Origin of the sequence: Nonomuraea sp. NPDC049655, from assembly GCF_044465465.1 — a bacterium.
Classification (GTDB): Bacteria; Actinomycetota; Actinomycetes; order Streptosporangiales; family Streptosporangiaceae; genus Nonomuraea.
Genome location: NZ_JBITLS010000011.1, coordinates 233,517 through 249,368, shown reverse-complemented (window position 1 = coordinate 249,368; position 15,852 = coordinate 233,517). Strand labels below are relative to the sequence as shown.

The 15,852-nt window shown below is 73.1% G+C and carries 6 protein-coding genes; 4 read left to right on the top strand and 2 right to left on the bottom strand.

The window, feature by feature from the left end; all coding sequences use genetic code 11:
- Positions 1–34: 34 nt before the first annotated feature.
- The 4 genes from ACIBQ6_RS32955 to ACIBQ6_RS32940 all read left to right on the top strand — a co-directional run bounded on the left by ACIBQ6_RS32955 (position 35) and on the right by ACIBQ6_RS32940 (position 14,040).
- On the top strand, positions 35–1,435 hold the full coding sequence (locus ACIBQ6_RS32955) for a sugar porter family MFS transporter (RefSeq protein WP_397216608.1): 1,401 nt from the start codon (positions 35–37) through the stop codon (positions 1,433–1,435).
- 31 nt (positions 1,436–1,466) lie between these two features.
- Positions 1,467–2,000, top strand: a complete 534-nt coding sequence (gene mug, locus ACIBQ6_RS32950; RefSeq protein ID WP_397216606.1) for a G/U mismatch-specific DNA glycosylase — start codon at positions 1,467–1,469, stop codon at positions 1,998–2,000.
- 112 nt (positions 2,001–2,112) lie between these two features.
- Positions 2,113–11,790: a hypothetical protein gene (locus ACIBQ6_RS32945; RefSeq protein WP_397216604.1), complete on the top strand. Its 9,678-nt coding sequence runs from the start codon at positions 2,113–2,115 to the stop codon at positions 11,788–11,790.
- Between the two features lie 15 nt (positions 11,791–11,805).
- A complete protein-coding gene (locus ACIBQ6_RS32940) occupies positions 11,806–14,040 on the top strand; it encodes a hypothetical protein (protein ID WP_397216602.1) in 2,235 nt (744 codons plus the stop codon).
- A 42-nt stretch (positions 14,041–14,082) separates the two neighbouring features.
- Here ACIBQ6_RS32940 and ACIBQ6_RS32935 read toward each other — a convergent pair whose 3' ends face one another.
- The gene (locus tag ACIBQ6_RS32935; RefSeq protein ID WP_397216600.1) at positions 14,083–14,976 is read right to left on the bottom strand and encodes a CAP domain-containing protein; all 894 of its coding nucleotides are present in this window, start codon (positions 14,974–14,976) and stop codon (positions 14,083–14,085) included.
- A gap of 165 nt (positions 14,977–15,141) precedes the next feature.
- A complete protein-coding gene (locus ACIBQ6_RS32930) occupies positions 15,142–15,822 on the bottom strand; it encodes a DUF6879 family protein (protein ID WP_397216598.1) in 681 nt (226 codons plus the stop codon).
- Positions 15,823–15,852: the final 30 nt, after the last annotated feature.

Sequence of the window (15,852 nt, the reverse complement as noted above, 5' to 3'; positions counted from 1 at the left end):
CGGGTAGGTCCCCGATCACGGGGAAGGGACCTGTATGGCAACTCGGCACACCCATCAGGAGCATCTGGGCCACGTCGTCTTCATCACCGCGGCGGCGGCCATCGGCGGGTTCCTGTTCGGATACGACAGCTCGGTCATCAACGGCGCGGTCACCGGCATCCAGCGGCACTTCGACGTGGGAGCGGTCCAGATCGGCTTCGTCGTGGCCGTCGCGCTGCTCGGGTCCGCGCTCGGGGCCTGGATCGGCGGCGGGCTGGCCGACCGGTGGGGGCGTACCCGGTCGATGCAGGTGGCCGCCGGTCTGTTCACCGTCAGCTCGATCGGGCAGATGTTGCCGTTCGCCATCTGGGACCTGGGGTTGTGGCGGGTCATCGCGGGCTTCGCGATCGGCATGGCCTCGGTGCTCGGGCCGGCCTACATCGCCGAGGTGGCGCCGCCCGCGTACCGGGGGCGGCTGGGCTCGTTCCAGCAGCTCGCCATCGTGCTCGGCATCGCGGTCTCGCAGCTCGTCAACTACCTGATCGCCGAGCTGGCCGGCGGCGACGTCAACAACCACCTGTGGGGGTTGCAGGCGTGGCAGTGGATGCTGGGGGCCTGCGCCGTCCCGGCCCTGCTCTACCTGCTGTTCGCCTCCACCATCCCCGAGTCGCCGCGCTACCTGATCATGTCGGGACGGTCGCGGAAGGCCCGCGAGGTGCTGGCCGAGGTCGAGGGCGAGGACGTGGACCTCGACGCCCGGATCGCCGAGATCCAGCACGTGCTGCGGACCGAACGCGTGCCGGGGCTGAAGGACCTGCGCGGCAGCGCGCTCGGCCTGCTGCCGATCGTCTGGGTCGGCGTCGTCCTGTCGGCTTTCCAGCAGCTGGTCGGCATCAACGTGATCTTCTACTACTCGTCGGTGTTGTGGCAGTCGGTGGGCATCAACCAGAGCAACTCGCTGCTGATCAGCTTCTCCAGCTCGATCATCAACATCATCGGCACGTTCATCGCGATCGCGCTGGTCGACCGGATCGGGCGCAAGCCGCTGCTGCTCGTCGGCTCGGCCGGCATGGCGATCGCGCTGGGCACCGCGGCCTGGGCGTTCAGCGCGTCGCGGGAGGTCGGCGGCGTGGTCTCGCTGCCCAGCCCGCAGGGGCCGATCGCGCTCGTCGCGGCCAACGTGTTCGTGCTGTTCTTCGCCCTGTCGTGGGGCGTGGTGGTCTGGGTGCTGCTCGGCGAGATGTTCCCCAACCGCATCCGCGCCGCCGCGCTCGGCGTCGCCGCCGCCGCGCAGTGGATCGCCAACTGGCTGATCACGGTCTCGTTCCCGGCGCTGTCGGAGTGGAACCTGCCGCTCACCTACGCCATGTACGCCCTGTTCGCCGCGCTGTCCTTCTTCTTCGTCAGCAAATGGGTCAAGGAGACCAAGGGCCGCAAGCTGGAAGACATGGGCTGACCACGCCGCGGAGTGGGCTAACCTCCGGCACGTGCTTGTCGACGTGCTCGGTCCCGGCCTGAACGTGCTCTTCTGCGGCATCAACCCCGGCCTGATGTCGGAGGCCACCGGCCACCACTTCGCCCGGCCGGGCAACAGGTTCTGGCCCGCGCTGCACCTGTCCGGCTTCACGCCGCGCCTGCTGGCCCCGGCCGAGCAGCACCTGCTCCCCTCGTACGGGCTGGGCATCACGAACATCGTCCCCCGGGCCAGCGCCAAGGCGGCGGAGCTGACCAGGGACGAGCTGGTGGCGGGCGGCCGGCAGCTGGCGGAGAAGGTGGCCGGGCTGGGGCCGCAGGTGCTGGCCGTGCTCGGCATCTCGGCGTACCGGACGGCCTTCGCGCGGCCCAAGGCGGTCATCGGCCCCCAGCCCGAGCAGGTCGGCGGCGCCCGCGTGTGGGTGCTGCCGAACCCGAGCGGGCTCAACGCCCACTGGACCGTCGCCACGATCGCCGGGGAGATGGCCCGCCTGCGCGCCACGCTGCGCCCGGGCCCGGAACCGGCGGTCTCTGACCTGCGCTTGTAGACGGATCCAAGTCACGCACAAGCCTTGATCGCTAGATACGTACCCGGTTCGTTGTGTCTTCGCACTGGGGGGTCTGGTGGCAAGCCGGCGATTGTCGCGCGTGGTCTGCGCATTGGCGTTGTTAGTGGGTCTGGTCGCGGCCGTGCCGCCACCGGCCGTCGCGTCCGCGGCACCGGACGCCGAGACCGCGGCGCTGCTGTCCGCGGTGGAACGGTTCACGGCCGCCGGCGGCGGCCTGGCCACGCTCGGCCCGATGGGCGAGCAGCTGCCGTTCGTCGGCCTGGTGCCCGGCGGCGAGGACGCCCTGGGCCTGGCCGACCTGTTCCAGGTGGCCGTCCACGACAAGCTCAAGGGCCTCACCACCCTGGACGACCTCCAGGACGCGTACGAGCTGTCCGGCCCCCGCGCAGGAAAGCTCCTGGCCAAGGCGAGCACGCAGAACGGGATCAGGCGGCTCGACCTGACCCTGGAGGTCTCCAGGACGGCGCCCGGCCGCCCGATCTCCGTCAGCAGCGCCCAGCCCAAGGTCTCGCTGACCACCTCGGGCGGCGTGGACGTCACGCTGAAGCTCACCGCCAAGCTGCCCTTCGCCTACGACCCGGCCACCAAGTCCGCCTGGCTGGCCAAGGACGCCGGCCTGACCGTGCGGGCCGAAGGCAGGCTCGCCGCCGGGGCCAGGCCCACCGCCGCCTTCGGCATCCTCGGCGTCGACCTCTCGGCGGCCTCGACGCTCTCCGTCGACGCCGAGTTCGCCGCCACCGCCGCCGACCCGGACGGCAACGGCAGGCTGGACACCTCGGAACTGGGCTCGGAGAGCCTGTTCAGCTTCGCCCGCAAGGGCTCGGCCGCCGCCAGGCTGCAGGTCACCGCGCAGCCGTTCGCCGGCGCCCAGGTCGAGGGGGCCGCCGCGACCATCGACGCGAGCTGGCCCGACCTCGCCACCGGCGGGCCCGCCGTCAGCGTGACCCAGGCCGACCTGGACCGGCTCGGCCGCTTCCAGACGCTCACGCCCAAGGACCTGCTCGACGGCCTGACCCACCTGGCCAACGCCGTCACCGCCGCCCAGCGCGCCCGCTGGGACGGGCAGGGCGACCTCGACCTGCCGTTCATGCGCGGCTCGCTGGCCGACGCCGTGCAGGTGTCGGAGGCGATCCACGCCTTCGCCGCCGCCAGCGTGGACCGCAACACCGGCCGGCCCACCTTCACCTCGATCCAGGACCTGTTCGCCGCGCTGGGCAAGGCCCGCGGCCTGCCCGGAGGCGCGATCATCAAGGTCGCCGACGCCGGTTACGACGACGCCGCCAAGAAGATCGCCTTCACCCTCGTCGTGGACCGGACCGTCAACCCGGCCCCCGAGCCGCTCAACCCCGCGGGCCAGACCGTCAGCGGGACGGGCGCGGGCGTCACGTACGCGGTCAAGGCGCTGCGGCACGCCGGGCAGAAGTGGACGCCGGGGCAGTTCGCCGGGCGCACGGTCACCGCCGGAGCGTCGAGCGGCATCGTGGCCGACAACACCGCCGACACCGTCACCCTCGCCGAAGAGGGATGGCGCGGGGGCGTGCCCGCCGCGGGCGCGCCGTACCGGATCTCCGCGAACGACCCCATGATCGGGCAGATCGCCTTCGGCGACACGTTCAAGGCCGCCGCCGGGCTAGACCGCGCCAACGCGACCGCCGCGGTGGCGGGCGTCATGCGCGGCTACCACGCCTCGGCCACGGTCGTGCTCGACCTGAGCGACCCGGTGACGGGCCAGGGATGCGCGCAGCGGCCGGACGGGCAGCAGAAGGCGTGTCCGTACCAGCACGTCAACGGCGACGGCAGCGCCACCGTGGTGAACGAGCTGCCCAGGGCCGCGGACCGGATCATGTTGCGGACCGGCCGCGACCTGTTCGGCGCCCGCGTGTCGGTGCTCTCCTCGGTCAACGTCAACGCCGTCGCGGGCTACCTGGGCGTCCAGCTCACCGGCGACCTCACCATGGGCAGCAGGAACGGCGGCGATCTGGTCAAGGTCGGCCTCAAGGACCTCGGCGACGTGCCGCTGACCAGGCTGTTCGAGCGGCTGGCGAGCAAGCCGGGCGACGTCCTGACCTCCCAGGTGGACGCGGTGGCCAAGGCGCGGCTCACGCTGGGCGTGCCGGGCCTGGCCGACTTCTTCGGCGGCAGGGTCTCCGGCGAGGTGGAGATGCCGGACCTCGGCAAGCCCGCCACCGTCAGCTTCCGCGGCTTCGACCAGATCGGCCGGGTCAAGGACTTCGCCTTCGACCCCGACAACCCGCAGGCGCTGTTCGGCGCGCTGATCAAGTCCCTGGGCGCGGTGGCCACCTACCTCGACGGCGTCAAGGGCACCGGGCCGGTCAACGAGGCGATGACGGCGAAGCTGCCGCTGCTCGGCCGCTCGCTGTCCGACCTGGTGGCCGCGGAGGAGATGGGCTCGGGCCCCGGCGTCGTCTACGGCGACGGCGCCTGCGGCAACGAGAACGCCTACGTCACCGACCCTTCGCGCACGTTCACCCAGGCGCACGTCGGCCGCCGCGTCGCCGTCGGCACCCGGGTGCTGACCGTCGCGACCGCGTGCGGCGAGCACACGTTGTCCTTCGCCGAGAAGTTCGGCCAGGCCGTGCCCGAGGCGGGCGCCGCCTACGCGCTGCGCTCGCCGCTGCGGGACGCGATCGACCGCCTGACCGCCGCGCCGCCGGACACCGTCCAGGCGCTGGTGGCCGAGCTGAACAAGGCGCTGGGCGGCCAGGTGCGCATCGGCTACGAGGACGGCGCCCTGCGGCTGTCACTGGCCTACGACAAGAAGGCGGCCGTGCAGGAGCCGCTGCGCTTCGCCTTCGGCGACAGCAGCCTGGTCGCCGCCAAGGGCTCGGCCACGCTGGACGCCGCCGTCGAGGGCGAGGTGCGCCTCGGCCTGCGCGTGGCGCTCAAGCGCGGCTTCGACCCGGCCCGCGACCTGCTCATCGAGACCGACTCCGGCCTCGACCTCCAGGCGAAGGCGCAGCTCGACGGCACGGTCCAGGCCGACGTCGGCCCGCTGCCGCTGGCGATCGGCAAGGAGGGCGACGACCCGCTGCAGGCCAGACTCGGTTACGGCGTGAGCCTGCGCTACGGCGGCGAGTCCCAGGACGCGGTGACCCCTGCCGCGTTCTTCTCCGGGCTCGACCTGGCGCTGAACGAGACGAGCGAGCCGGTCGCCTGCGACCGCGACCCGCACCGCGACGACACCGACCTGGCGCTGTGCGCCGTCCTGCCCGCCTACCTCAACGGCGCGCCGCTCACCGCGGACGGCAAGCACGCGCTCGTGCTGCGGTTGCCCAGGGCCGCCCCGCTGGCCGAGATGTTCGACCTGTCCAAGAAGCTGCCCGGCGACGTGAACCGGCTGGAGCTGCCCTCCTTCGACTTCTCCACCCTGCCTCCGGGCCTGGAGCTGGACTGGACCAACCTGGGCGACGGCATCGACCGCTACCTCACCGCCCTGGAGACCGGCATGCGCATGGCCTCCGGGAAGGGCAGGTTGCCCATGGTCGGCGCCGACCTCCAGCAGGGGGCCGACTTCGTCGGCGCCAAACGTCAGGAGATCAAGGCCGCACTCGCCAAGCTGCCGAACGGCGGCAAGGTGCCCACCGGTGGCGACCTGCGCAAGTGGTACAACGATGAGCTCGCGCCCAAGGTCGGGCCGGGCGTGCAGCCGGTGATCACCTGCGTGCAGGCGCCCGTCCCCGACCCCGCCAAGCCCGAGGCCTGCGACGCGGCCAAGGGCACCGAGCTGACCGGCATCGCGTTCAAGGTCAGCGTCGGCAAGGGCGACGTCGATCCCGAACAGGGCTGCGTCAAGGACTGCCTGGGCGTGGAGCGGCCGCTCGACGTCGGCGTCCCCGGCCTCGCGCTGAAGCAGGGCAAGGGCAAGGGCGTACGGGCCGAGCTCGGCTGGCACGCCGAGGTCATGGTGGGCCTGGACCGGACCAGCGGCTTCTACGTCGACGCCGGCGAGGCCAACCGGCCGCGGGCGACCGTCGGCGTGAACGTCTCGCTGCCCGAGGAGATCAACGCCCGGCTGGCGATCCTCGACGTCACGCTCAAGAACCGCGAGCAGAACGCCCCCGACCTGTTCGCGGGCGCCTTCACCATCGGCTTCAAGCCGGTCGGCCGGATCGGCCTGGACCAGCTCGCCGACGCCGGCGGCCTGGTGGAGACGTCACTGAACGCCAAGGTCGCGGTGGACTGGCGCTTCAAGGTGACGGCCGGCTCGGCCATGTTCCCCGGCCTGTACGGCGACTTCGACCTGGACTGGGACCTCACCAAGGGCGGCTCGCCGGACCCGGCGAACCTGAACATCGCCTTCAACGACGTGAACCTGGAGGCCGGCGACTTCTTCCGGAGCGTCCTCGGGCCTGTGGTGACCCAGGTCAAGAAGGTCACAGACCCGGTCAAACCGGTGATCGACCAGCTCTACGCGCCCATCCCCGTGCTGTCGGACCTGAGCAGGGCCGCGGGCGGCGGCGAGGTGAACCTGATGACGATCGCCAAGAAGTACAACACGGTCGCCGGCGGCGGCACGACGAAGTTCATCGAGCGGATGATCGAGGTCGGCAGGCTGGTCACGTCGTTGCCCGACTGCCAGGGAGAGCTGCACATCCCGATCGGCAGCTTCACCGTGGCCGGTGACCGCGCGCTGGACACCGAGAACTCGCCCGACGTCGCCGACTCGCTGATCAAGGACGTGGCGCCCGCCACGGACGACCTGTTCGCCGCGCTCGACCAGGGCGCCAGGTCGTGCGGGAAGGCCAAGGCCGCCACCGCCGACGCGCAGGGACCGATGGAGCACTCCGCGAAGGCGGGCTTCAGCTTCCCCGTGCTGCAGAACGCCGGGCGGTCGATCTTCAGCCTGCTGATGGGCAAGGACGTGGAGCTGGTCGCGTTCGACTCCGGGCCGCTGCGCCTCGGCTTCTCCTACAGCCAGTCCTTCGGCCCGGTCTGGTCGCCGCCGCCGATCATGGTGGTCATCTCCGGCACCGCCGGGGTCGAGGCCCAGATCAGGGCGGGCTTCGACACGTACGGCATCCGCAAGGCGATCGAGCAGGGCAAGGTCGACCTCCAGGTCCTCGACAGCCTCTACCTGAAGACCACCGACGACCAGGGCCGACCGCTGCCGGCGATCTCCCTGACCGGGCGGCTGGAGGCGGGCGCGGCGGTCGACGTGGTGCTGGTCAAGGCGGGCGTGAGCGGCGGCATCTTCCTCACCGTCGCCATGAACTGGCTCGATCCCACCAACGACGGCAAGTTCCGGTTCTTCGAGTTCGCCGACGTCCTGCTGCGCAACCCGCTGTGCCTGTTCTCGCTGGACGGCGAGCTGAAGGTCTACCTGAAGGCGTGGGTCGAGGTGGGCATCTCGATCTTCAAGAAGCGGTTCGACTGGACCATCGTCGAGGCCAAACTGCTCGACTTCTCCGTCCGGCCCAAGTGCGACGAGGACCCGCCGAAGCTCGCGACCGAGGCGGGCGACGCCCTGGTGCTGCACGTCGGCGGGATGCGCAAGGCCAGAGGCGGCAGCACCGCCAAGCCGGGCGACGACGCCGAGCAGTGGACCGTCAGCCAGCTCCCCGGCGACGAGGGCTTCGTGGTCAGCGCGCTGGGCGTGCGCGAGGAGCACCGCGCGTCCGGACTGACGCGGGTGCTGGCCGACGGCCGGGGCGCGAAGGGCGCGCTGCGGCTGGTCTTCCAGGGGTACGGCGACGACACCGCCGGAGCTCACCCGTTCGACCGGATGGTGGTGGCGTTCGGCGGCGACGGCGACGACCTGATCCTGGCCGGCGCCGGCCGCAACGTGATCGACGGCGGCAAGGGCGACGACCAGATCACCAGCGGCGACCAGTACGACGGGCCCGCCGCGATCGTGGCCGGCGGCCCCGGCGACGACTACGTCACCATGGGCGGCGCGGGCGGCTGGGTGGCCGGTGACGGCCGCCTGACCCCCGCCACCCGCAAGGTCGGCGACGTCGAGGTGGCCGACTGGACCGGCGACGACCTGCCCGGCGCGCCGGACGACGGCCCGGCCGACGGCGGCGACCGCATCGCGGCCGGTCTCGGCGAGAACCGGCTGTACGGCAACGGCGGGAACGACACCATCGCCGTCGCCTCCGACAGCCCGCTGGCCGCCACCGACCCCTCGCCGCGGTTCCGCGCGCAGCCGAGCCTGCTGGTCGGCGGCCCCGGCGCCGACACCCTGACCGGCGGCTCGGCGGCCGACGAGATCTACACCGGGCCGCGCGCGGAGATCGGCCGCGACGAGGCGGGACCCGCCGACTCCGGGCCGAACTACGTCGACACCGGCGCGGGCGCCGACAAGGTGTACGGCGGTCAGGCCGTCGACCTGGTCGCCGGCCACTCGGCCCCCGGCGAGGCCGTGCAGATCATCGGCGGTGGCGGGGACGACGTCCTCGCGGGCGGCCACGGCAAGGACGACATCTCCGGCGGCCCCGGCGATGACTGGGTGATCGCCGAGCCGTCCGACGTCGGCGAGGCCCAGGGGCGCGACGACTTCGGCCCGGCCCGGCTGGTGCGTCACCTGCCGCTGCCGGCGGGCGTCCAGCCCTCGGCCAAGGAGCTGTCCGGCGGCGACGGGAACGACCACGTCATCGGCGGCGACGGAGGAGCGACCGTCTTCGGCGACCGCCGGCGGGACGAGCCGTGCGAGGAGCACGACGGCGACGCCGACGGCCGGGACCTGATCATCGGCGGCGCGGGCAAGGAGACCGTGTCGGCCGGCGGCGGCGCCGACCGGGTCGAGGCCGGCGGCGGCCAGGACGTGGTCTGCGGCGAACGCGGCGACGACCGCCTGGCCGGCGGCTCAGGCGACGACCGGGTCTCCGGCGGCTCCGGTGACGACACGGCGCTCGGCGACGACGGCGCCGACGAGGTGACCGGCGGCTCCGGCGACGACACCCTGCACGGCGGCGCGCACGCCGACACCGTCGTGGGCGAGTCCGGGCAGGACCGCGCGTTCGGCGGCGACGGTGACGACCTGGTCATCGGCGGCGCCCGCACGGCGGGCAAGGACGACAAGGGCGACTTCCTGTACGGCGACGCCGGGGCGGACCGGCTGATCGGCGACAACGGCGACGCCGGTGGCCCGTTCGACCTCGACGGCACCCCGCAGGAGGCCGGCGGCCCGGACGTGATCCACGGCGGCGACGGCGCCGACCGGGCTCACGGCGGGATCGGCGCCGACGAGGTGCACGGCGACGCGGGCGACGACCACCTGGAGGGCGGCGTCGGCGGCGACGAGGTGTACGGCGAGGCGGGGGAGGACGAGCTGGTGGGCGGCGCTTCTGGCGCGTACCCGGACAGTGGTGACACGCTGCTGGGCGGCGACGGCCCGGACGTGATCGCCGCCGACAACGCCACCCTGACCACCACCGCCACCCCGTCCGGCACCCCGTCGGCCACCCCGTCGGCCACCCCGTCGGCCACCCCGTCGGCCACCCCGTCGGGCACCCCGTCGGGCACCCCGTCGGGCAGTCCGTCGGCCACGCCGTCGGAGAGCTCGTCGCCCACGGGAGGCCCGTCACCGACGGGAGGCCCCTCTGGGACTGCGAGCCCGTCTGGGACTGCGAGTCCGTCTGCGGCGGGGAGCCCTTCGGGGACGCCGTCCGCTGCGGCGACGCCGTCCGGTGAGCCGGTGTCCGGTGCGGAGGCGGCCGACCCGGCGACCTCGGTCGCCGTGCGGCCGGGCCAGGCGGCCGTGCACCAGGTGAAGCTGCTCGCGGGCGGCTTCGGCCCGGACGTGGCCGACGGCGGCGCGGGCAACGACGCGATCTTCGGCCAGGGCGGCCCCGACCGGCTGCGCGGCCAGGAGGGCGACGACTACGCCGAGGGCGGCGCGGGCGTGGACTGGGTCGAGGGCGACCAGGGCGACGACGACCTGGTCGGCGGCACCCACACCGCGGCCGACGACGCCGCCGACGCGCTCTACGGCGGCCCCGGCGACGACGTCGTGGCCGGCGACAACGCCGTGGTGACGCTGACGGGCACCCCGGCCAGGGCCACCGTCCGCATCGGCTCGGCAGGCACCCCGATGACCCCACGCGCGGTCACCCTCCTGGCCGACGGCCCAGGCGAAGGCTCACGCAAGAGTTCGAGCGACGGCTCTGGCGGCGGGGCCGGGGCGGATCGGGTGTCCGGTGGGGGTGGCGTGGACGTCCTGTGGGGGCAGGGCGGCGACGACCAGATGTCCGGCGGCGGTCAGGGCGACCACGCCGAGGGCGGCGACGGCGCGGACCAGATCCGCGGCGACCTGCCGCTGACGGCCGAGTCCACCCGCACCACCACGCGACCGCTGACCGACCCCGGCTGGAGAGGCGACGCCAGTGGCCAGGCCGACCTGGAGGGCGACGACACCCCCGGTCAGGACGACCTGATCGGCGGCTCGGCCAAGCAGGCCGCCGCCGACGAGGCCGACGCGATCGAGGGCAACGGCGGCGCCGACGTCCTGCTCGGTGACAACGGCTCGCTCGTCCGCACCGTGACGGGCAACGCCGAGAAGGTCTACACCGAGCGCTACCCGGCGGGCCAGGCGCCCGCGGACGCCACCCGCGTACGCAGCCACGACCCGGCTCTGCCGGGCGACTCGACCAGGTTCTGCACCCAGGCCCAGGCCACCTGCGAGCCGGCCGGCTCCTACGGCGCCGACCACCTGTACGGCGACGACGGCGACGACGCGCTGTGGGGCCAGGACGGCGACGACGAACTGCACGGCGGCCAGGGCGACGACGACCTGTTCGGCGAGCTGGGCGACGACGACCTGTCCGGCGGCGCGGGCGAGGACGCCATGCTCGGCGACCGCGGCGGCGTGCTGAACGAGCGCATCGACGCCTCCGACGCCCAGCGGCTGGGCTTCACCGTCAGCCTCAACGCCCCGCCGAAGGAGACCTACAAGGGCTTCCAGCCCGGCACCTACGACCGCCGCACCGACCTGCTGCACGACACCGACGGCGACACCTGGACGGCCGCCGCCATGCCGCACGACGGTTTCGCCAAGGGCGGCGCGGACCGCATGCGCGGCGGCCCCGGACGCGACAGCATGCACGGCGGCGCCGGCGACGACCTGGTCAACGGCGACAGCGGCGGCGACGAGGTGTTCGGCGGCGACGGCGACGACCTGCTGTGGGGCGGAAAGGGCTGCGACCCGGCCCTGGACGCGGCCACCGCCGACTGCCTGTCCGGCGGCGTGTTCGACCCGGCCGCCCGCGGCACCGGCGACCGCTTCGTCGACCACGTCTTCGGCGGCGCGGGCGCGGACCTGCTCGACTACAACCCGCGCGGCTCCTACCCCGGCTCGTGCGCCCCCGGCAAGATGCCCGAAGGCGAGCTGACCACGGTGGTGGACCCGTGCGCGTGGTTCCGCATGACCGACAAGGACAACGCCGCCACCACCGACGACCAGCACCACCAGGGCGTGGACTGGCAGTACGGCGGCGCGGACCGCGACGTCCTGCAGGGCGACCGCACGGCCAACGGGCCCAACCCCGGCGACAAGATGATCGACTGGAACGGCGGCTTCAACCTCTACACCCACTGCGGCCCGGCCAACGGCGGGCACAACATCGTCCGCCAGCACTCCCCGGCGATGCTCGACTTCCTGGCCAAGGTGGCCTGGGGCGCGGGCGCGGGCCGCAGCGCGGGCGACCAGTCCGGGGCGCGCGAGGTGGCCGTCCCGGCCTCGGGCGACAGCGGTTCGCCCTATCCCACCTCACCTGGCCACTTCGACTCGCCCGTGGCCTGCGCGGGCTGATCAGGAGACATGCCGATGTCACGCCGACTGATGGCGACCACTCTGGCGGGGGTGCTGGCGGCCGTGGGACTCACCACGGCCCCGGCCCACGCCGCCGCCCCGGGACAGCCGTCCTGCGTCCCGGGGGACTGTTTCACCGTGAATGTCTCGCTCGATCGCGCCCCCGCCGTGGGGCAGAGCGCGAGGCTCACGGTCGAGGTGACCCCGAAACAGGACTTGCCCGACGCCACCACGATCATCGAACTGCCGGACACCCTGAAGTGGGCGACCCCGCCCGCCGGGCTCGACCGCGCCGCCGCGACGATCGGCCGCAGCCCGGTGGACCGGGCCACCCGGACCTGGCGGGCCCGTGCGGGCCGGACGGTCCGGTACGAGGGCGTCGTCACGGCGGTCGGGCCCGGCCCCTCCTCCATCCGCGTCCAGGCTCGCGACGGGCGTCCGGGGCCCTCTTCCGGCGGGCTCGCCTACGTCACCGTGGGCGCGCAGTCGTCGGTGTTCGGCATGCCGCGCGAGGGCCGCGGGCGCCGTACGGAGAGGACCGCGAGGGCGGCGGCGGCCGGCGACACGTGCGTGCAGGGGCGCGTCACCTACTTCAAGGCGGACGGAACCGTCGGCGGCGTGCCCATGGCCGAGGTGGACGCGTTCGACACCGACACGAACGGCCGGCTCAATCTCGGCTGGGCCGAGACGGACGCGTCCGGCGCCTACAAGCTGTGCTTCCCCGGCACCGAGGAGGACGGCACGGGCCAGGACGTCAACATCGAGGTCAGCCCGGTCAGCAATTACTGGTCCGTGGGCATGTCGGAGAAGGCCGGCGACATCTACACCGACGCCGGCCCCACCACGCCGGACGTTCCTCCCGGCACGTCGGCCACCGTCATCGACTACCGCAGCGCGGCCGGCGACCCGATGGAGGGGGCGTTCCGCCTGCACTCGGCCGCCTACGACACGTGGAAGGCCTACACCGGCTGGCTGAACGACCCGGCCGACGACTGCTGGAAGCCGGGCGAGGCGAACTGCCAGTCCGTGACGCTGATCTGGCGGCCGGACAAGGTGCTGCCCACGTCTTACTACTGCCCGAGTGCCGGCCCCGACTGCCTGGGCCGCTTCCAGATCAACCTGGACGCCTCGATACCGCTGGAGAAGATGACGCTTCCCCACGAGCTTGGGCACTTCATCATGGACTACACCGGCGTGACGCCGTCGACGGGCCTCTGCGGACAGCACTACATGAAGGCGCCGATGATCAACCCGGCCTGCGCCTGGATCGAGGGGTGGGCCGACTGGGTCGCCGTCCAGACCTACGACGACACGCACTACCGGTGGTCGACCTCCGCGATCGACCTGGAAAGCCCGCGCTGGTTCAGCGACGGCTGGCCGAGCGGGGCGGACGCGGTCAGGACCGAGGGCCGCGTGGCCGGGGTGCTGCTCGACCTGGCCGACTCGGGCACGCGGGACGAGAAGTACTGGGACCTCGGCGGCGTCGGGCCCGAGACCGTCGTGGCCGCGTTCAGGAAGGCGGTCGCCCAGGACCTCGACCACTTCATGACCCTGCTCGACCCCCAGCACCACGACCTCGCGGAGGGGGCGCTGTTCCAGAACGCCGTCTCCACCCAGCACGTGGAGGACCTGGCCGACCGGCATCCGATCCGCCGGCCCGCCAACGTCCCGCTGCAGACGGCCTTCGCCACCACGCCCGGCAAATGGCACGTGGTGGCCGCCGTCACCGGACCGGACGGCGCGGACGTCGACCTGGCCACCACGCCCAACGCCGGCGGCGACGCCGTCAGGAGCGCCGACTGGACCGCCACCAGCGCGGACTTCGTCGCCGTGCAGCCCAGCTCCGCCACCCGCAACTGGTTCGTCAACTCGGTCAGCTCCGACGCCGACTACGAGGAGTACGCGATGGAGGTGACCGAGGCGGCCGCGGGCAACCTGGAGGCCGGGACGCCGCAGGAGTTCCCCATGGCCGCCGGCCGGCTGGCCGAGGTGCGGACGACGTGGATCGAGAAGGGCGTGCCCGCCACGCTCACGGTCGTGCCGCGCAACGGGCAGGACCTCGACCTCTTCGTGATGGCGCCCGACTCCGCCGCGTGGGGCCTGCCGCGTTCCGCCGCCCGCAGGTCCGCGAGCGGCGGCCCGAACAAGATGGAACGCCTGACCATCAGCGACCCGAAGGTGACCGGGCTGTACGCGGTCATCGTGGTCAGGAAGGCCGGCGACGGAAATGTCCTGCTGACCCGCGTCTGACCCTGGGGTGCCCCTCGACGCGCGCGGGGCGCCCGTCGAGGGCTACCTGGCCGCGAAGTCCTGCGTCCAGTGGACGGGGCCCTGGCCGTTCCTGGCCGCGCCCACGCCGATCACCGTGTACCGGCAGTTCATGATGTTGGCCCGGTGGCCCGAGCTGTTCATCCAGGAGTTCATCACGGCGGCCGGGGTGGCCTGGCCCCTGGCGATGTTCTCGGCGAAGGCGGTCCCGCCGGTGAAGCCGGCCGCCCTGATGCGGTCCATGAAGCTGCGGCCGTCCTTCGAGGTGTGGTTGAAGTAGCCCTTGGCGGCCATGTCGGCGGAGTGGCCGTACGCCGCGGCGCGCAGCTGGGCGTCGTGCTTGAGCGGCTGGCAGCCGCCCTTGGCGCGCTCGGCGTTGACCAGGCGCAGGACCTCGTTCTCCTCGGCGGTGCCCACCGTGCCGGCGGGTCCGGTCGCGGTCGGCTGAGGGGCAGGGGTGGCGGTGGCCGTCGAGGTGGCCGTCGGGGTGGCCGTCGGGGTGGGCTTGGGGGACGCCGTGGGCGTCGGGGCCGGGGCGCAGGTCAGCCGGACCGCCCTGGACGTCGCGCCGCGGCCCCGGTGGTCGGTGGCGACCGCGTAGTAGACGCCGGGCGCGCAGGGGAAGGTGAGCGCGACGCTGCCGGACCGGGTGGAGCCGCTCTTGACGACGGGGTCCGTGCCCGGGACGGCGCGCTTGAGCCGGACACGCAGGAGCGCGTCCGTAAGGCAGCCCTGACGGGCGGCGGAGGCGACGATCTGAGCGGTGTCGTTGACGCGAGGCGTGGCCACGGTGACCCGGCAGCGGCCGGCGGCCTCGCTGCCGGCCGCGGCTGCCGTCGCGGCGTTCGCCGGGGTCGTCGGCGTACCGAGTGCAGCCAGGCTCACCAGGCCGGCGAGTACCCCTAGGGGTCTGCGCATGGGGGCTTCCTCCAGTTGCGATGGACGCTGGATCGCACCGCATTCTGGTAGGACCGCAACCCCCCTGTCACGAAATTTGCGAAATTTCCCTGATGTCCGGGTAAACCAAAGTGTCAGGAGATGCGTCGTGGCCCGTTCCAGCCGCGGGCCGGAACCCGGGCGCGCTCAGACCCGGAACTCCTCCGTCCGGTGGCCGTACGGGGGCACCGCGGCCCGCATCTCGTCGGTGACCGACGGCGGCGGCAGCGGCACGATCTCCCGCCGGTGGAAGTCGCGCACGTCCTCGCCCTCGGCGAACAGTTCCCGGACCGCCCGCAGGCAGGGGCCGATCACGCCGGGATCGGTGATGCGCCGGCCGCCCCGGCCGCCGCCGTACTCGTCGTAGAGGACCTCGTACATCAGGACGGGGGAGAAGATCACCAGCTCGGGCACCGGTTCGAGGGCGGCCACGCGCGCCGCGGGCACCACCCGGCAGGGGGAGCCCGCCCTGGCCCGCATGTCCAGCAGATGCATCTCCCACTGCAGGTACGCGCTGACGGGGAACTCCACCACGCGCACCCGGCTCACCGGCATCCGGTGGCGGAAGTAACCGGCCACGAGCGGCGCCATCTGCTCGGCCAGGGAGAGGGAGCCGGCCCAGTCGCCGTCCATCATGGCCCGCCAGCTCGCCACGTCCGGCTCGTAGAAGCTCTGGGCGCGTTCCAGCTTCCACAGGGGGACGACGCAGTCCGCGTGGTCGCGCTCGAAGGCCGCCAGGTAGCCGGGCGCGTCCAGGACGAGCGCGTCGGCGCCGCCCACCGCGGCGAACGGATTCGTGAGGGCCGCCACTGAACCCGGCTCGGTCATGCGACGCCCCTTCGTTCGGTGAGATCCGCC

Bases quoted from the DNA above. Each gene is read 5' to 3' on its own strand.
- ACIBQ6_RS32930 (WP_397216598.1), bottom strand. From the start codon at position 15,822: ATGACCGAGCCGGGTTCAGTGGCGGCCCTCACGAATCCGTTCGCCGCG.
- ACIBQ6_RS32940 (WP_397216602.1), top strand. From the start codon at position 11,806: ATGTCACGCCGACTGATGGCGACCACTCTGGCGGGGGTGCTGGCGGCC.
- ACIBQ6_RS32955 (WP_397216608.1), top strand. From the start codon at position 35: ATGGCAACTCGGCACACCCATCAGGAGCATCTGGGCCACGTCGTCTTC.
- ACIBQ6_RS32935 (WP_397216600.1), bottom strand. From the start codon at position 14,976: ATGCGCAGACCCCTAGGGGTACTCGCCGGCCTGGTGAGCCTGGCTGCA.